Source organism: Amycolatopsis sp. NPDC051071 (assembly GCF_040682875.1).
Taxonomy (GTDB): domain Bacteria; phylum Actinomycetota; class Actinomycetes; order Mycobacteriales; family Pseudonocardiaceae; genus Amycolatopsis.
Genome location: NZ_JBFBBY010000053.1, coordinates 30,403 through 46,976, shown reverse-complemented (window position 1 = coordinate 46,976; position 16,574 = coordinate 30,403). Strand labels below are relative to the sequence as shown.

Genomic DNA, 16,574 nt, shown 5'->3' with positions numbered 1-16,574 from the left:
GGTTCTTTTTTTTTTGTCTGTGTTCTTTTTTTTTTTTTTTTGCGCCCCCGCCTGCCGGCCCGGGGGCCCCCCCGGCCCGGGGGGGGGGGCCCCCCCCCCCCCCCCCCCGCCCCGGGTGGACGGAGCAGGGGAAACGTCCACCCGGTCATACTGATCCTCCGACGAGGATGGGTGCTGATGAACGAGAGAGCCACCTTCGGAGCCGAGCTGAGACGCCGCCGCAAGGCGGCCGGGCTTTCGCTGACCGAACTCGCCGCACGCACCCATTACAGCAAGGGCTATCTCAGCAAGGTCGAAACCGGCCTCGCCACCCCGAATCCCGCACTCGCGACCTTATGCGAAGCCGAACTCGACGCCGAAGGAATGCTCACCGCACTGCTGCCCGGCGAACCGGTCCGGCGCCGGACCCGGCCCGACGTCCGGCCGTCCGGGTTGCCGACGGCGACGACCGCTTTCGCGGGCCGGGCGACGGAACTGCGAGCGGTCCGTGCGGCACTGGAGACCGACGGCGGTGTCTGCGTCGTGTCCGGCATGGGTGGCGTCGGCAAGACGGAACTCGCGGTCCGGTGCGCGCACCGGCTGGAGTCCGGGTTCGCCGACGGCTGCCTGTTCGTCGACCTGCGGGGATACAGCCCCGGCGAACCCATCGCCGGAACCGCGGCCGTACACGACAGGTTGTTGCGGGTGCTCGGCGTCCCGGCGGATCGCATCCCCGCGGATCCCGACGATCGCGCGGCGTTGTACCGGTCCCGGCTGCGTGGCCGCCGTCTCCTTCTGGTGCTGGACAACGCGGTCAGCGCGGCGCAGGTGCGCCCGCTCCTGCCTGCCGAGCCGAAATGCCGGGTGCTGATCACCAGCAGATCGAGACTGAGCGCGCTCGACGACGCCACGACAGTCTCTTTGGACATGCTCCCGCTCGCCGCGGCCGTGGAGCTTTTCACCACTGTCACCGGTGTTCCCGCGAGTGACACCGTCACCCGGGTGGTCGAGCGGTGTGCCCGGCTCCCCCTCGCGATCCGGATCGCCGCGGCGAGGCTGCGTGCGCATCCGGCATGGGACGTCGCGGAACTCGACCGGCGGCTCGACGACGAAACCGCCCGCCTCGGCGAACTGGACGACGGCGAACGCACCCTCGCCGCCGCCTTCCAATTGTCCGTGCGACAGCTGAGCGGCGCCGAATCGCGACTGTTCGGGTTGCTCACCGTCCATCCCGGAACCGATTTCGACATCCACACCGCGAGTGCCTTGAGCGCACTTTCCCCGCGGGAGGCCGACCGGTTGCTGGAACGCCTGCACGAAGCCCACCTGCTCACGCAACCAGAACCGGATAGATACGGATTCCATGACCTTCTTCATGCCTTTGCCACCGAATTCGTACAAAATGATGCGGAGGACAGAATGAACGCTTTTCGACGGCTGGCCGCGTTCGCTGTCCGAAGCGCCGCTCACGCCGACAACCGGCTCACTCCGTACCGGTTCGTCCCGGAAATCTCCTTCGACCCTGGCATCCCGGAACCCGCCCGGCTGGACGACAGCGAGATGGCGATGTCCTGGTTCCGTGCCGAATGGCCGGGGCTGGTCGCCCTCTGCCGGGCGGCGGGCGAACGCGGCGAGCACGAGCGGTGCTGGCAGCTCGCTTTCTTCCTGCGCGACTTCTTCTTCGTGGCCAAGCTCTGGGATCCCTGGCTGGACACGCATCGTTGGGCACGGGCCTCCGCCGAAGCCATCGGCGACACCTGGGCACTGGCCACCACGACGGCCAACCTGGGGGTCGCGTACGTCGACCGCGGCGACCTCGACGAGGCGTCGGCGTGTTACGGCGAAGCCCTCGCGCTCTTCCGCCGGATCGGCGACGGCCACGGGGAAAGCACGGCACTGGCGCACAGTGGCTGGGCCGAGCACTACCGCGGCAGGCATACCGAAGCACTCCGGGATCTTCGGCAGGCGCAAGCGTTCTACGTCCGAGACGGCAACCGGCGCAACGCCGCGATCACCGGCCGGGGAATCGCGCTGGCACTGACGGCGCTGGGGCAGGCTTCCGAGGCCGCCGCCCTCGCCGCCGAGACACTGTCCGTCTTCGACGAACTCGGACTGGACCTCGACGCCGCGATGGCCCTCAACTGCGCGGGCTGGGCCTGGTTCCACGCGGGGCGTCGCGACCTGGCGACGTCGGCCTACCGTGCCGCCGCGGAGCGCGCCGAAAGCTGCGGAAGTCCCTACGAGACCGCACGCGCGTACACCGGGCTCGGCAATATCGCGGCGGCCGAAGGCTCCGCGGCGCTGGCCGCCGAGATGTGGGACCGCGCCGACGAGATCCATCCCGATCTCGACCCCGTCATGGTCGGCGAAGCCCGCACGCGTGGTCGTGAGTGAGAAGACGGTCCGCAACACTGGCACGAGTGCCGGTCACTGATGGGTGTGACCATGCAAAGGACCGGAGCGGAGGCACCGGTGGAGGCAGTCTCCGACCTGGACGACCGGGAGCTGTGGGACCGGGCGGCGAGCGGGGATGAGACGTCCTTCGCGGAGCTGTTCGAGCGGCATGTCCAAGCGGTGTGGAACCACGCCTACCGGCTGACGGGCTCGTGGTCGTCGGCCGAGGATCTGACGTCGAACACCTTCCTGATCGCCTGGCGTAAGAAGGGCGACCTGACGTTGGTGCGGGGTAGCGCGCTGCCCTGGCTGTACACCGTCGCGGGCAACCTCGCGCGCACCGAACGCCGCAGCGCGAGCCGCCGGCTACGGCTGCTGCGGCGTATCCCCGAGCCGCCGGACGTCCACGATCACGCGGACAGCGTGGCCGCGCAGCTGGACGGCGAGGAACGGTTACGCCAGGTGATAGACGCGGTGCGCGGGTTACCACCCGCTCAACGGCAGGTGGTGGAACTGTGCCTGCTCGGCGACCTGTCGATCGCGGACGCGGCCTCGTTGCTCAAGGTCGCCGAAGTCACCGTACGTGCACATCTTTCTCGGGCGCGGGCTCAGCTACGCACCCTGCTGGAGGCGAAATGACCATCGAAGAGTTCCTTCCGGCGCGGCGCGAGCTGCCCGAAGACGTGCGGTACCGGCTCCGCGAGGACGTCCTGACCGGGCTCGCCCGGCCGAAACGAGGCAGGTGGGGGGCCGCCGCGGCGGCGGTCGTACTGCTGGCGGGTGCGGCGACGGCGGGCGCGCAGTTGTGGCGGGCCGATCCGGCGCAGGTCGCCGGTCCCTCGCCGGACCCGGCGGCGAGTGTCCTCGACCGATGCTGGGCGGCGGCGGAGACCGCGGGCCAGGCCGGGCAGCTCCCGCCGCGCCGCTCGTGGACGTCGTCGACGATGGCCGCACAGGGTGAGCACGTGGGCGTCACGTTCCTCGCGGCGGGCAAACCCGCCGCCTGCGAGACGACGGCGACCACGGTGACACTCACGAACCCGGATACCACGCTCACCTACGCCGAGGGGAGCCGCACGGCGTTGCTGCTCCACACCGCGAGCGGGCTGGCCGCCGGGATCGCGGACCCGGTGTGGGCGCGGATCGAGCTCTCCCGCGAGGACGGGCTTGGCATCACGACGGAGCAGGTACCCCAGGCCGGCCACCTGTTCCTGAGTTTCACCCAGACCCCGCCGTCACAGGGTGCGCTGTGGGCGGGCCGCTGGGACGCCGGCCAGCTCGAACGCAGCTGGCCGCGAGCGGCGCTGCCTGCCCCCGCGCCGCCGCTGTTCAGCGTCGTCGACCGGCCCGGCGACCGCTCCACTCCCGCCGGCCTCGCGCTGAAGGAGTGCTTCGCGCTGGCGAGCCGTCCACCGGACGACGCCGCCTCCTACCAGGCCGGAGCCGTACTCGACAACGGTCCGTACCGCGTGGTGCTGGCCCGCAACGCCGAGCACGCCCTCGCCTGCTCCACCGACGGCGCGACCGCCGAGATCAGCGTCGACACGTTCGCGGGTAAGTCCATCCCCGCCCGGCGGCTGCTCGTCCCGGAGATCGGTGGCCGGATGCCGTTCGCCGGGATCGTCCCACCGTCGGCGACCAAGATGATCGCGGACTTCGGTCTCGGCACTCCCACCGACGTCCCGATCGTCAACGGGACGTTCGCGGTGTGGCCGCCGGAGGGCTCGGCCCCGGTCGGGATCAGCGGCACGACCTGGGTGCGGGTCTCCACCGCCAAGGGGACTCCGCTGTTCAACGGGGACGTGGGCGGGAAGTGACCCGGCCCGCCGTCGCTCAGCGGGCAGGTCCGGCCGCCGGGCTGCTACGGTTGACTCCGTCGCGGTTCAGACACCAGCCGCCGGGTCCCGTCCTCGGGCTCCGGCCTGCCTGGACTGGGCCCTGGCCGGTCCCTCAGTCACCGGCAAGGAGTCATCTTGACCGACTATCGCGCACCCACCTCCGACCTGCCCCGTTCGGGCCGGAGATTCGTGTCCTCGCTCGATGTCACGGTCACCGCGTCCGACACGGACACGGTGGTCACCGTTTCCGGTGAAATCGATCTCGGAGTCGCCGATGGTGTCCGGCGAAGCCTGGACGACGAGCTCCGCTTCCGGCCCCCGGCTCTGATCGCGGATCTGTCCGAGGTCAGCTTCTGCGATTCGTCGGGCTTCACCGCCTTCGTCCAGATCCGCGCGAAGGCCGAGGAGGCCCGCATCCCGTTCATCCTGGTCACCCAAGAACGGGCTCTGCTGCGCCCGATGTCCCTTCTCGGCCTCGACGCCGTCTTCAACGTGCATCCGACCATCGCGTCGGCGCGGGACTCGCTCGCTAACTGACTCCAGTGAGCTGTCATGATGAATCACTGACAGCTGGAGGCGCCATGGGACCGATCACCGGGCCGACCCCGGATCGTTGTGATGGATGACAAGGATCCAGGGTTTCTCATCGGCGGGCGCCCGCTGACGGAACGGTTGACCGAAGTCCTGCCGTCGCTCGCGAAGGCGGTGCTCGGGGAGATCGTCGCCAGGATCCCCGAGTACGGCCATCTACCGGCCGAGGAGCTCAGCGGCGACATCACGCAGGTGATCGAACAGAACATGCGGTCGTTCATCGACACCCTCCGCACCGGGCGGACACCGACCCGCGAGGAACTCGGCTTCCTCCGCGAATCGGCCGCCCGCCGCGCCGAAGAGGGCATCCCGATCGACATCGTGCTCACCGCGTACCACATCGGCATCCAGGTGGTCTGGGCGTCGCTGACGCCGGACGTGCGGCCGGAGGAGGTCACCGACGTCCTTGCCGTCAACGCGCTGACCCTGCGCTACCTCGAAATGGTCACCCCCGCGGTCGGCGCGGGTTACCTCGACGAGCGCCGGACGATGTTCGACGACGAGCGTTCGGCACGGCATACGATGCTTTCCGCGCTGCTCGACGGCGAACCCGCCGATGTCGCCGCCGGGCAGGCAGGCCTTCGCCTGGCGCCGTGTTACGTCGTCCTCGCGGCGTCGGTCGGCACGCATCCCGACGAAGAGGCCACCGGCGTCGACCCGCTGATCGCCGGACGGCGGAAGCTCCGGCGGCTGCGGGTCGAGCTGGAGCGCCAGATCCGGGGCACGGTCCTGACCTCGCTCACTCCCGAGGGCGGGATCGCCTTGCTGCCCTGCGAAAGCGCGGCCGGTGAACTGTCCATACAGGACTGGTCCCGGCTGGAGCGGGTGCTCGCCGACGTCGCCCGCACGGCGGGGGCGGAAGTCATCGCCGGCGCCGCGGCCGCCGAACCGGCCCGGCTTCCCGCCGCGGCGAAGCTGGCGCAAGACGTGCTCGCGGTCGCCACCGGCTCCGGCAAGCCGCCTGGGCTCTACCGGCTCGACGACGTCCTGCTCGAATATCAGCTGTCCCGTCCCGGTCCGGCGCTCGACCGGCTGGCCACCCGGCTGGAATCGTTGGACGGCAACGAAGAACTCGTGCAGACGCTGGAGACCTTCTTGCGCCGGGGAGGGCGGCGGCAGACCGCGACCGCGCTCCACGTCCACCCGAACACCGTCGACTACCGGTTGCGCCGGATCGCCGACCTCACCGGGCTGGATCCCACCCGGCTCGAACATATCGCCCTGCTGAACGCCGCCCTTTCGGCCCGCTCCGCCGTGAACGTTCACCGAGCCGGGAAGGCGTCGCCTCCGTAGAGATCGAGCATCCGGCGCACGGAACGCGATTCGCCGGGGAAGACGAGGAACAGTGTCCCGGTCTCGTCGGCGAGCAGCCTCGCCCGCCGCAGGACACACAGCCCCGTCGTACCGAAGAACTCGACCTGTGACAGGTCGACGACCAGCCTGGCGCCATGACCGCGGAGCCGTTCATTCAGCATTTCCCACAACCGGGGCGCGGTGCCGAGGTCGACCTCACCGTTCGCTTCGACGACGGCGGTTCCCTTGGCGGGCCTGTTGACCCGCAGGCGAAGACGGCCCTTGGGTGCTTCGAGTGCCCGCAACTCGGCGGGCACGAACAGGGCACGCTTCGAGTGAGGTACGCGGGGTACCGACAAGGAGGTCATACGGTGGAAGTACCCCGTTTTCGCACCGGGTGAAACGACGGGCCGCTTGAACGCCGGCTCGAAGGGGTACTCATCGCAGGTCGGGAGGTGAAGGCCGATGTCCTTCGCACAGCGGGGAACCGGTCCCGTGGTGGCCGGATTCGACGGGTCACCGGAGGCGGGCAGGGCGGTGGCCTGGGCGGTCGCCGAGGCGAAGCACCAGTGCCGCGGCCTAGTGCTCGCGTACTGCACGGACGACGAGGAATCCGCGCGACAGCGACTGGATTCGACAGTAGAGGCACTGCGGCGCGACAACCCCGGGCTGGACCTCCGGACGGTCGTGCGCGGCGGTACCCCGGACGCCGTCCTGACGTCGGTCGCCGACGAAACGGACGCCGCGATGATCGTGCTCGGTGAATCCCACACCGGGGTGTTCGCCCGCGCCGTCGCCGGTTCGATCGAATCCGAAATCACCCGCACCGCCGGCCGTCCGGTCGTCGTCGTTCGAGGGGACGAACCCCGCCAGGACGGCCCGGTGATCCTCGGGACCGACGGTTCCGAGCAGAGCGCGCAGGCGGCCGGATTCGCGTTCGGCTACGCGGCGCGGCACGGTCTCGCCGTGCACGCGGTCCATGTCGCGCGGATGCCCGCGTGGGGCCCGTCCACCGAACCGCTGCTCGGCGGCCCGGTACTGGATCCGGCACCGTCGATCCCGCAGGAGGCCGCCGACGAACTCGTCGGCAGGCAGCTGACTCCCTGGCGGGAACGTCATCCGGAGGTTCCCGTGCGGATCCTGCACGGCATCGGGCCCGCCGGACAGTCACTGACCGAGCATTCCACCGACGCGGCGCTGCTGGTGCTCGGCCGGAGTGATCACGGCGATCTGCGGCGCCTGCTGCTGGGTTCGGTCAGCGACGACGCGCTCCACCACGCGCATTGCCCGGTGGCGGTGGTGCGTTCGTGAGGGAGGGTCAGCCGTCCAGCGGAGCGGTAAGCCCCTGGAGCAGTTTCTGGGACGACCGCAGTTCCTGCGCCATCAGCAGGCCCGCCACGCGCGCCTGACCCAGTTCCGTGCCCACCTCCGCGACGGTGTCCCACGCCTCGTCCGCCGGGCCCGCACGCGGGATTCCACCGTCCATCAGGCTTTCCTCGAGCTGCTCCTGCAATCCCGGCAGGGTGTTCGCGAGGTCGTCGGCCAGCTGACGCAGGGCGCCGAGCGTCCGGCTGAGATCCGTGGTCGAGACGAACTCGCCCTCGCGCACCCTGCGGTACAGGTGACGCACCACGGAAGAGGCCTGTGCGGCCAGCAGGTACGGCGGTTCCGCCGAGACGAGGTCCATACCGGCGAGTACCCACCGTCGGCGCGGCGAAACAGGTTTATCGATACCCATCCGGGGTTACTCCCGCTTCGTGACCGACGAACTCACCTTCGGTATCGAGGAAGAGTTCTTCGTCGTGGACTGCGAAGGACACCTGTCCCAGATCGGGGACACCGTCGTCGACTCCGCCGAAGAGCCCCAAGGCGAACTCCAGCATGAACTCACCCGGTCACAGGTCGAGACCGCGACCGATATCTGCCGGACCCACGACGAGGCGCTGCGGCAGTTGCGGGCGTTGCGGGCAGAACTCGCCGAAGCGGCGGCTCGGCGAGACTGCCGTCTCCTCGCCTGCGCGAGCCCGCTGCTGCCCGAATCCGAGCTGCCGCGCATCACACCACATCCTCGCTACCAGCGCATGGCCGAGCATTTCGGTGCCACCGCGAGGACTTCGCATACCTGCGGCTGCCATGTGCACGTCGCGATCCCCGATCGCGAGACCGGCGTCCGGCTGCTCACACGGTTCCGGCCGTGGCTGCCCGCCTTGCTGACCCTTACCGCGAACTCCGCCATCTCCGACGGGTTCGACACCGGCTACAGCAGCTGGCGCTATCAGCAATGGACCCGCTGGCCGTCCGCCGGGCCACCGCCGGAATTCACGTCGCTGGACCACTACGAGAGCATCGTCGACGGCTGGCTGCGCGCGGGTGCGATCCTCGACCGCCACATGATCTATTGGGACGTAAGGCTTTCCGAGGCGCAACCGACCTTGGAGTTCCGGTTCTCCGACGTGGCGGCGACGCCGGAGGAAGCGGTGCTGCTCGGTATGCTCATCCGTGGCCTCCTCACCACGATCCTCGACAACGGCACGCCGGCGAGCGGCCTGTCCAACGAAGTCCTGCGCGCCCATATGTGGCGTGCTTCGCGGGACGGCCTGTCCGGCCGATGTCCCCATCCGCGTACCGGCGACCTCGCACCCGCGGCCGAAGTCGTCGGCGATGTCATCGACTTCGCCGCGTCGGCGCTGGAGACGACCGGTGACCTGGACTTCGTGCGCGAAGGGTTTGCCCAGCTCATCGAAAGCGGCAACGGGGCAGACCGGCAGCGAGCCCGGTTCGCGCAGCGGGGAAGCCCCGAAGACGTCGTGGACCTCGTCGTCGTCCGGCCCGACTGAACCCTGGCTTCGGCGTCCGGAGGCAGCTGTCCGCGTCTATGAAGGATCTGGGACGGTGAGTGTCCCAAATCCTTCATAGACAAGGCCGAGCCCAGCCGAAACGCCACCTTTGACTTACAATGACGACGGACAGGCCAGGGGTGTCAGTGCACCCGCCGGTCCTCGGCCGTCCCCCGGTACCGGATCGTCCACAGGCTCCGCCGGATGTAGGTCCGCTGCAGCCACCGGTCCCGCCCGTTGTGCCGCGCGAAGAACTGCGACCGCGCGTGCAGGCCCTTCCGGTTGTTGATCAGCAGCGCCGTCCCCGGCTCCAGTTTGACCTGGTGCGCGACCTCGCGGCAGATCCGCTGCAGTTCCTCCAGCGCCTGCTCGGCCTCGACGGTCTCCCCCACCACGCCGTTGGCCGAGACGGCCACCTCCGGCGAATCCGCCGGGCCGGAAATGACCGGTACGAGGTCGGACAGCACGTCCGCGCCCTTGGCGACATCCCGCACGTAACTGCCGGGTGCGTTGAGCCGGAACAGCGGACGACGCAGGGTGTCGAGCACCTCGGGGCGCAGCGCGGCCGAGATGTCGCGGGCGTCGGCGTAGTAGGTGACGGCTTCCTTGTTCCCGTCCTGGCGGACACAGTTCAGCACCAGGAAGTCCGGATTGGACACATCGTACCTGCCGACCTCGTCGTGCACGATGTCGTTGTGGAAGTTCAGGAACACGTGGGAACTCTGGTTGGTCTGGCTCCGCGCGCCCGCCGAAACCGGGACGACGTCGTGCACGAGACGGCCGTTCTTCTCGGTGGTGAACCCGACGGGCTCGCCGAGCAGCTGACTCAGTCCCAAAAGGACGGTCTCCGCGACGAACGTCTTCTTGTCCTTGCTGGGGCCGCCGTCGATCGGGGTCTCCGGCAGGTCCGGGTCCACCGGCAGGTTACGCACGAGCGCGACACCGGGGGTGTCGACGTGCCTGCCGAAGTCCAGGATCGTCTGCAGCTGGTCGATGGGCAACCGCGAGAACGCCACCCGGAGCGTCGCCAGCGAGCGGTCGATGTCGTCGACGGGGTTCGGGAAGGTCCGCAGCTCGTTCCCGATGGTGTCCCGGACCTCGTCGGCGAGCACGACCTCGGCGAAGGTGCTGACTAGGGTTTCCTGCTTGGTCATGGTGTCCTATCTACTTTCCGCCGCCGCTGTACCGGCGGTCTTGTCCAAGTCCTTTTCGGACTTCTTCCCGAACCTGGAGATCAAGGCGAGCGCGGGTGCGGTGGCGATCGTCGAAACGAGCGTCATGATCACGAGCATCGCGAACACCGTCGGGCTGATCACCTTCAACTGGAGGCCGACGTTGAGCACCACCAGCTCGGTCAGTCCTCGGCAGTTCATCAGCGCCCCCAGCGAAAGCGAGTCACGCCAGCCGACACCGGTCAGCCGGGCGGCCGTGGTGCTGCCGACCCATTTCCCGAACACCGCCACCGTCGTGATCAGCGCGCACCACGCCCACAGGCTCGCCTCGCCGAGCAGGCCGAACTGGGTACGCAAACCCGTGTAGGCGAAGAAAAGCGGGAGCAGCAGGGTCACCGTGACACTGCCCAGTTTGCCGGCCGCGCGGCTCACCACCGGATCCTTGCGCGGAGCGACCACACCGAACAGGAAGGCGCCGAAGATCGGATGGATACCGATCTCCTCGGTGGCCAGCGCCGACAGCATGATCCCCGCGAGCAGGATCGCCAGCACCGCCGTCTCGGGGACACGCGGCAGCCATTTCGCGAGCACCGGACGGACCACGTAGGTCATCAGCAGCACGAAGACCACGGTCAGCGCGACGATCAGGAAGACCTCGTTGCCGGTACCGCCCTGGCTGATCGCGATCACGATCGCCAGCAGGCACCAGGCGGCGACGTCGTCGACGGCCGCGCACGTCAGCGCCAGCGCGCCCAAGGTGGTCTTCGCGATCCCGCGATCGGTCAAAATCCTTGCCAGCACGGGGAACGCGGTCACGCTCATCGACACCGCGATGAACAACCCGAAGCTCAGGAATCCGGCGTCGCCGCCGAAGATCGGGTACAGCCCCAGCGCCAGCACGATGCCCGAGACCATCGGCAGCGCGATGCTCACCTGGCTCACCGTCACCGCGGTGAACCCGCGCCGCCGTACCGAGTCGAGGTCGATCTCCGAACCGACCAGGTACATGAAGAAGATCAACCCCAGCTGGGCGAGGATGTTGATGATGGAGACCACGTCGCCGGGGAACAGCCAGGCGAACCCGGCAGGCCAGATCAGCCCGAACAGGGACGGCCCCAGCAGCACCCCGGCGATGATCTCACCGATGACGGCGGGCTGGCCGAGCCTCCGCGCGGCCTGCCCCGCGAGATAGCACGCGCCCAGGATCACCGGCAGGGCGACGAGCAGGCGCGGGTACGGATCGGCACCGCCCGGCGTGGACGTGGCTCCCGCCGGGTGGCCCTGGTCGTAGGCCGAGCCGAGCCCGAGCACCACGACCACCACCACGAGCGGGACCGCGATCAGCGCGGCGCCCGTCAGCACCCGGCGGACGGTGATCGTCCTGCCTGCCTCCTGCTGCGCGGATTCCATCTGTTCTCCTTATCCGGCACGCAGTTCCAGCGTGCAGCATTTGACACTGCCGCCCGCTTTGAGCAATTCGGACAGGTCGGCACCGATCGGTTCGAAACCGTGCTCGCGCAACCGCGCGGTCAGTCCGGTGGCCGCCTGCGGCAGCACGACGTGCTTGCCGTCCGAAACGGCGTTGAGCCCGAACACGGCGGCGTCGCGTTCCGAAGCCAGGATCGCGTCGGGGTACATCTCCTTGAGCACCAGGCGGCTGTCCTCCGAGAACGCCTCCGGGTAGTACATGACCGTGTCGTCGTCGAGGACGGCGAGCGCGGTGTCGAGGTGGTAGTACCGCGGGTCGATCAGCGTCAGCCCGATCACCGGGCGCCCGAAGAACTCGCGGGATTCGTTGTGTGCCTCGGGGTTCGTGCGGAACCCGGTCCCGGCGAGGATCTTCCGCCCGGCGACGAGGTAGTCGCCCTCCCCCTCGTTGACCCATTGCGCCTGCCGGACGTAACGGAATCCGTTGGCACGAAACCACTCCAGATACGCCTCTGACTCACCGCAGCGCTGCGTGTGCTGGAATCGCGCGACCAGCACCTGACCGTCGACCACGGTGGCGCCGTTGGCCGCGAACACCATGTCCGGCAGGCCGGGGACCGGGTCGAGCAGGTCGACGCGGTGCCCGAGGTCGACGTACAGATCGTGCAGCCACTCCCACTGTGCGACGGCCAATTCGGTGTAAGTGGGCTTCTTCGGATCCATCCAGGGATTGATCGAGTACTCGACGTCGAAGTACGTCGGTCTGACCATCAGATAGTGCCGTTGAGTGGCTATACGAGACACGCTGTCCTCCACGCGGTTTTGGGCGTCTTTCATCATCGGGCCCTGGTGAGGGTCCAGTTCGTCGAACGGGATTCGCCGCTACTTCTGGGTTTCGCTGAGCTTGACCTCGATCTTCCCGGCCAGGTCGTTCGCGTTGCGCATGGCTTCGTCGAACGAGGAGCCGAGCGCGCCGATCCCGCCGAAGATGTTGTTGCCGAGCGGCGGACGCTTGATCAGGTCACCCGGCTTCGCGAAGATCTTGAGGTAGTACAGAGCTTCCGACTCGTTCACCGCGGGCGGGACCTCGATCGACCCGATCACGCCGCCGGGGCAGATCAAGCACATCGCCGCGGTGTGCACGCCGGTCGGGGTGAAGTGATCGACATCGGGACGCACGCCGCGTGAGACGTCCATGAGCCCCTTGATCGGGTCGTAGCCCGCCGAAAGCCGCGCCATATGGTCGAGTCCCCCGCCGCCGGGCCGGATGGCGATCTCCAGCAAGAACGGTTTGCCCTGGTGGAACCGGACTTCGGCGTGCAATGCGCCGCGGGTGATTCCCTGCGCCTGTACCCCGGTGGCCACCACGGCCTGCACCTCGGCCACCTGCTCCGGGGTGAGCGACGTCGGGGCGTGGTGCACGTCGTCGTCGAACGTCTCGCCCTCCGACGTCACCCTGTCCACAATGGACCCCAGGTAGACCTCACCGTCCCAGGCGAGCGCTTCGATGAGGTGCTCGTGACCGTCCAAGAAGGACTCGACGAGCAGGCCGTGCGGGCCGAGGTCCACTCCTTCGGCTTCCATGTTGTACCAGGTCATCCGGTCGATACCTTCGCGTGCCTGCTCGTAGCGCTCACGCATCTTGCCCGCGTCGTCGACCCGGAAGACGAAGTTGCTGGCGGCGCCGAGAGTCGGCTTGAGGATCACCGGATACCCGAAGTCCTCGGCCGCCCGCAACGCCGCGTCGAGATCCTCGACGAACCGGTAGTCCGGATGCGCGGCACCGCCCTTTTCGTGTGCCTGCCGCATGATGAGCTTGTTCCGGCTCGTCCGCGCCGCGTCGACGCCGATCCCCGGCAGGCCGAGCGCGTCGGCGACGGCGGCGACCAGTACCACGCCGGACTCGGAGAAGGTGAGCACGCCGTCGAAGGATTCCTCGGCGTGCCAGTCCTTCGCGTGGCGGATGAGGTCGTCGATATGGTTGCTGCCGGCGATCCGGTAGCGCTCGGACGGCCAGAGATCTTCCGTGCCGATCCCGTTGAGCACGTACAGCACCCCGCCGAAGTCCTCGATCTGCTGGTAGCGGGGCAGGTAGTAGTAGGAGTTCTGGCTGGCTTCCAGCGCGAGCAGTTTCACGACACACCTCGTAGGGCAGGGCGGGTTGGGTGGACGCCGGACGCGCGCACGAGCGGCCGGTCGAGCGGTTCGAGTCCGGTCGGGGCCGGATCCGCGCCGGTCAGGCGGGCGGCCAGCGACCGGGCGATCAGCGGGGCGAACTTGAAGGACGAGCCGCCGCACGCCGCGTAGGACAGGACCCGGTCACCGAGGATGGCGAGCATCGGGCCGAGGGTGGAGCGCCGGGCCAGGTAATGCCCGTCACGGGTGTCGACCAGCCAGTCCCGGCGGAAACCCGGGATGAGCTCGGCGAACGTGTCGATCAGGTGCTCACGCCACCGGGACGGCGCCTTGCCGTCGCCGACCTCGTCGACCACCCGGCAGGCACTCGCGGCGCTGAGCTTCAACGGCGTCCCGGCGACCGGCGGCACCAGCCACGCGCCACCGATGGTGCCGAGCGAGGTGATCGCCGGTGTGGCCGCCCACGCGGCGGCGTCGGGCGGCGGGACGTCGCAGTACAGCATCGTCTGCCGGTGCAGCACGAGTTCCTCCGACAACTCGGGGGCCAGCAGGTCCCGTGACCACGGACCGGCCGCCAGCAGGACGGCGTCACCGCGCAGGATCTCGCCGTCGGCCAGCCGTACCTCGGCACGGTCCGCGTCGACCCCGACGACCTTGCGGTGCGGATGGAGTTCCGCGTGCGCGTGCCACCGCAACCAGCCGGCACAGGCCGCCAGGACGCGGTCGGCCAGCAGGACCCCGGCGTGCGACTCGAAAACCGCGCCGGTGCCGGGGGCGAACCCGGCGTGCGGGAACTCGGCGGCGAGTTCGTCCGCGTCGAACACCTCGGTTTTGGATCCCGCCGCTGTCAGCATCTCCTGCGCGGACCGGGCCTTTTCCGGCGTCAGCGCGGTGAGCGCGCCGACCTGTTCGTAGAACGACGTGGACAGCAGGTGTTCGAGTTCGGTCCACGCGTGATGCGCGCTGATCGCTGCCGCCGTTTTGGCCGGGTCGTCGAGATGCAATGCGCGCAGCACCCGGTGCCGATCGAACGAGGTCGCGCCGGAGAACGGGATGTCCGCCTGATCGGCGACGACCACCTCGTGCCCGGCCGACACGCATTCGACGGCGGTCAGCAGTGCGATGACGCCGCCACCCGCGAGCACGATCCGCATGGCCTTCCCCTCCGGACGAAACTGTGTTCGGGCACCACGGGGTGCCCGGATGCCACGACTGGGCGCGTGGCATCCGGGTCTTGCCCCCGATGGGCAAGGAATCAGGAGTCGCGCGGGGTCACGAACGTGTCGTTGATGACGTAGCCGTCGAGGCCGTACGTCTCCCCGTACTCGATGAGATCACTGGTGCGGTTGAGGAAACCACGCCCGTTGTTGTTCAGCGAGGTGTTGCACAGCACGCTGAACCCGGTCTGCTCCCGGAACGCTTCGAGCAGGTCCGTGATGCCGGCGTTGCGTTCCCGCGTCACCGTTTGCGTGCGCGCGGTGCCGTCGACGTGCGTGATGGCCTTCAACTCGTCGGAGGTGACGTGGTTGAAGTACAGCATGTACGGGTCCTGCACCGAACCGACAAACCACTTGGGAGCGTCGGACTCCAGCGCGATCGGCGCGATCGGGCGGTACTCCTCCCGGCGCTTGATCTTGTTGAGCCGCACGGTGGTGTCCACGGTGAACGGCGCGGCGAGGATGGACCGGTTGCCCAGCGCCCGCGGGCCCATCTCGTACCGGCCCCTTGCCCAGCCGATGATGTTGCCGTCCTTGATGTACTTCGCGACTTCGCTCGCCACGAGCGGCCGCACCTCGTACTTGGCCGGATCCGGAACGACGTCCTCGACGAAGTTCTCCCCCGCGTAGACGTCCCAATCAATGGTCGCCTGCCCGGTGTAGAACCACTGCGCGTCGATCGCCGTGCCCAGCGCGGAACCGCTGTCGTTGGGGCAAGGCGGCACGAACACCGAGGAGAACAGGCCGCTCTCGCGCCACAGCCGGTTCCAGTCGCAGTTGAGCCCGCACCCACCGGAGATCAGCAGCGGCAGGCCTTCGGTCATGTTCTTCGCGGCGTAGTCGTGGAACCGGTCGAAGATCGCCTGGGAGTGCTTGGCCGCCGCGTTGCGGTACTCCTGCGACCAGACACCCGCGTTGTACAGGTGCGACCAGGACATTTCCTCTTTGGACAGACCGAGGATGATACCGTCGCGGTCGAGGATGAAGTCGATGGTCTTCTGCTCGTCGGGCGTGAGCGGCCCGGGTTCGGCGAAACCGGTGAGCGCCATCTGCTTGCCCGCGTCGTTGAACCGGAACTTTCCCTTGCCCAAAGGGAATTTCGGGTCCGCCAGCGCGAACAGGTAGGCGTACTTCGCGCCAGGGTCGGCCAGCACGTGCCGCAGGTGGGTGGCCTCACCACGCTCGTCGATCCGGTAGAAGTCCCCGATGTTCCCCTCCCACACCAGGGAGTAGTACGCCTGGCCGGGTGCCGCGGGGGCCATCCCGAGGGAGGTGTAGATATGCGAGCGCTCGTGGGTCGAGGAGAAGTAACGCACGTCCTTGCCGAAGAACTTCCCCGCCTCGTCGGAGATCGCGCCCTCGCCGACCCCGAAGTATCCGGTGCGGGAAGGGGGTTCCACCGAGAACTCACCCTTGACCCAGCCGCCGAGCGCGACCACGTCGGGTTGCCTGTCGAGCATGCCTGCCGCACGCGCCATCAGCTCGCCGGTGATCCGATCGTAGCGGGGGTAGTTGTCCTTTTCCGACTCCAGCGCGAACAGCAGCTTGCCGTCTTCGATCGCCACGATCCCGCCATCGTGACCCTCTTTCATGGACAGAATCAGCATTGTGTCACCGAATTTCGCTCGCCTGCATTCGTCGACTCATTCAAGCCGCGCGGCCCGTTGACCGGAAGCTCCGCGCGGCTCG

Annotated in this window: 15 protein-coding genes; 7 read left to right on the top strand and 8 right to left on the bottom strand. The window is 68.5% G+C overall.

All coding sequences use genetic code 11. The annotated features are described in order from the left end of the window. Positions 1–177: 177 nt before the first annotated feature. The 5 genes from AB0M65_RS19000 to AB0M65_RS18980 all read left to right on the top strand — a co-directional run bounded on the left by AB0M65_RS19000 (position 178) and on the right by AB0M65_RS18980 (position 6,095). Positions 178–2,373: a tetratricopeptide repeat protein gene (locus AB0M65_RS19000; RefSeq protein WP_364028912.1), complete on the top strand. Its 2,196-nt coding sequence runs from the start codon at positions 178–180 to the stop codon at positions 2,371–2,373. A gap of 51 nt (positions 2,374–2,424) precedes the next feature. Next, positions 2,425–3,012: an RNA polymerase sigma factor gene (locus AB0M65_RS18995; protein WP_364028910.1), complete on the top strand. Its 588-nt coding sequence runs from the start codon at positions 2,425–2,427 to the stop codon at positions 3,010–3,012. Next, positions 3,009–4,190 carry a hypothetical protein gene (locus tag AB0M65_RS18990; RefSeq protein WP_364028908.1) on the top strand — a complete coding sequence of 394 codons (1,182 nt, stop codon included), beginning with the start codon at positions 3,009–3,011 and terminating at the stop codon, positions 4,188–4,190. The genes AB0M65_RS18995 and AB0M65_RS18990 overlap by 4 nt, the downstream gene beginning before the upstream one ends. A gap of 156 nt (positions 4,191–4,346) precedes the next feature. Further along, positions 4,347–4,748: an STAS domain-containing protein gene (locus AB0M65_RS18985; RefSeq protein WP_364028906.1), complete on the top strand. Its 402-nt coding sequence runs from the start codon at positions 4,347–4,349 to the stop codon at positions 4,746–4,748. Between the two features lie 81 nt (positions 4,749–4,829). After that, positions 4,830–6,095, top strand: coding sequence for a helix-turn-helix domain-containing protein (locus AB0M65_RS18980; protein ID WP_364028904.1), 1,266 nt, complete (start codon positions 4,830–4,832; stop codon positions 6,093–6,095). On the opposite strand, the gene AB0M65_RS18975 is transcribed toward AB0M65_RS18980, so the two are convergent. Next, the gene (locus AB0M65_RS18975) at positions 6,065–6,463 is read right to left on the bottom strand and encodes an STAS domain-containing protein (RefSeq protein WP_364028902.1); all 399 of its coding nucleotides are present in this window, start codon (positions 6,461–6,463) and stop codon (positions 6,065–6,067) included. The two genes, AB0M65_RS18980 and AB0M65_RS18975, sit on opposite strands and share 31 nt — an antisense overlap. A 97-nt stretch (positions 6,464–6,560) precedes the next feature. Between AB0M65_RS18975 and AB0M65_RS18970 the strand changes: the two genes are divergently transcribed. Continuing rightward, complete coding sequence (locus AB0M65_RS18970) at positions 6,561–7,406, top strand: universal stress protein (RefSeq protein WP_364028900.1); 846 nt, start codon at positions 6,561–6,563, stop codon at positions 7,404–7,406. A gap of 7 nt (positions 7,407–7,413) precedes the next feature. On the opposite strand, the gene AB0M65_RS18965 is transcribed toward AB0M65_RS18970, so the two are convergent. Further along, positions 7,414–7,833: a hypothetical protein gene (locus AB0M65_RS18965; protein WP_364028898.1), complete on the bottom strand. Its 420-nt coding sequence runs from the start codon at positions 7,831–7,833 to the stop codon at positions 7,414–7,416. Positions 7,834–7,852: 19 nt separating this feature from the next. Between AB0M65_RS18965 and AB0M65_RS18960 the strand changes: the two genes are divergently transcribed. Further along, positions 7,853–8,932, top strand: coding sequence for a glutamate--cysteine ligase (locus AB0M65_RS18960; protein WP_364028896.1), 1,080 nt, complete (start codon positions 7,853–7,855; stop codon positions 8,930–8,932). A gap of 143 nt (positions 8,933–9,075) precedes the next feature. Here the strand turns inward: AB0M65_RS18960 and AB0M65_RS18955 are convergent, their stop codons facing one another. From AB0M65_RS18955 to AB0M65_RS18930, 6 genes are all read right to left on the bottom strand, one after another. Further along, positions 9,076–10,086, bottom strand: a complete 1,011-nt coding sequence (locus tag AB0M65_RS18955; protein WP_364028894.1) for a TauD/TfdA family dioxygenase — start codon at positions 10,084–10,086, stop codon at positions 9,076–9,078. Positions 10,087–10,092: 6 nt separating this feature from the next. After that, entirely contained in the window at positions 10,093–11,514 is a 1,422-nt protein-coding gene (locus AB0M65_RS18950; RefSeq protein WP_364028892.1) for a cation:proton antiporter, read from the bottom strand. A gap of 9 nt (positions 11,515–11,523) precedes the next feature. Beyond that, on the bottom strand, positions 11,524–12,369 hold the full coding sequence (ddaH, locus tag AB0M65_RS18945) for a dimethylargininase (RefSeq protein ID WP_364028916.1): 846 nt from the start codon (positions 12,367–12,369) through the stop codon (positions 11,524–11,526). A 45-nt stretch (positions 12,370–12,414) separates the two neighbouring features. Continuing rightward, a complete protein-coding gene (locus AB0M65_RS18940) occupies positions 12,415–13,668 on the bottom strand; it encodes an ATP-grasp domain-containing protein (protein ID WP_364028890.1) in 1,254 nt (417 codons plus the stop codon). After that, positions 13,665–14,822, bottom strand: a complete 1,158-nt coding sequence (locus AB0M65_RS18935) for an FAD-binding oxidoreductase (RefSeq protein WP_364028888.1) — start codon at positions 14,820–14,822, stop codon at positions 13,665–13,667. The genes AB0M65_RS18940 and AB0M65_RS18935 overlap by 4 nt, the downstream gene beginning before the upstream one ends. Positions 14,823–14,923: 101 nt before the next feature. Continuing rightward, the gene (locus AB0M65_RS18930; protein ID WP_364028886.1) at positions 14,924–16,492 is read right to left on the bottom strand and encodes a carbamoyltransferase C-terminal domain-containing protein; all 1,569 of its coding nucleotides are present in this window, start codon (positions 16,490–16,492) and stop codon (positions 14,924–14,926) included. Positions 16,493–16,574: the final 82 nt, after the last annotated feature.

Coding starts and splice junctions, on each gene's coding strand:
- AB0M65_RS19000 (WP_364028912.1), top strand. CDS start 178: ATGAACGAGAGAGCCACCTTCGGAGCCGAGCTGAGACGCCGCCGCAAG.
- AB0M65_RS18995 (WP_364028910.1), top strand. CDS start 2,425: ATGCAAAGGACCGGAGCGGAGGCACCGGTGGAGGCAGTCTCCGACCTG.
- AB0M65_RS18990 (WP_364028908.1), top strand. CDS start 3,009: ATGACCATCGAAGAGTTCCTTCCGGCGCGGCGCGAGCTGCCCGAAGAC.
- AB0M65_RS18980 (WP_364028904.1), top strand. CDS start 4,830: ATGGATGACAAGGATCCAGGGTTTCTCATCGGCGGGCGCCCGCTGACG.
- AB0M65_RS18975 (WP_364028902.1), bottom strand. CDS start 6,463: ATGACCTCCTTGTCGGTACCCCGCGTACCTCACTCGAAGCGTGCCCTG.
- AB0M65_RS18970 (WP_364028900.1), top strand. CDS start 6,561: ATGTCCTTCGCACAGCGGGGAACCGGTCCCGTGGTGGCCGGATTCGAC.
- AB0M65_RS18965 (WP_364028898.1), bottom strand. CDS start 7,833: ATGGGTATCGATAAACCTGTTTCGCCGCGCCGACGGTGGGTACTCGCC.
- AB0M65_RS18955 (WP_364028894.1), bottom strand. CDS start 10,086: ATGACCAAGCAGGAAACCCTAGTCAGCACCTTCGCCGAGGTCGTGCTC.
- AB0M65_RS18950 (WP_364028892.1), bottom strand. CDS start 11,514: ATGGAATCCGCGCAGCAGGAGGCAGGCAGGACGATCACCGTCCGCCGG.
- ddaH (WP_364028916.1), bottom strand. CDS start 12,369: ATGAAAGACGCCCAAAACCGCGTGGAGGACAGCGTGTCTCGTATAGCC.
- AB0M65_RS18935 (WP_364028888.1), bottom strand. CDS start 14,822: ATGCGGATCGTGCTCGCGGGTGGCGGCGTCATCGCACTGCTGACCGCC.
- AB0M65_RS18930 (WP_364028886.1), bottom strand. CDS start 16,492: ATGCTGATTCTGTCCATGAAAGAGGGTCACGATGGCGGGATCGTGGCG.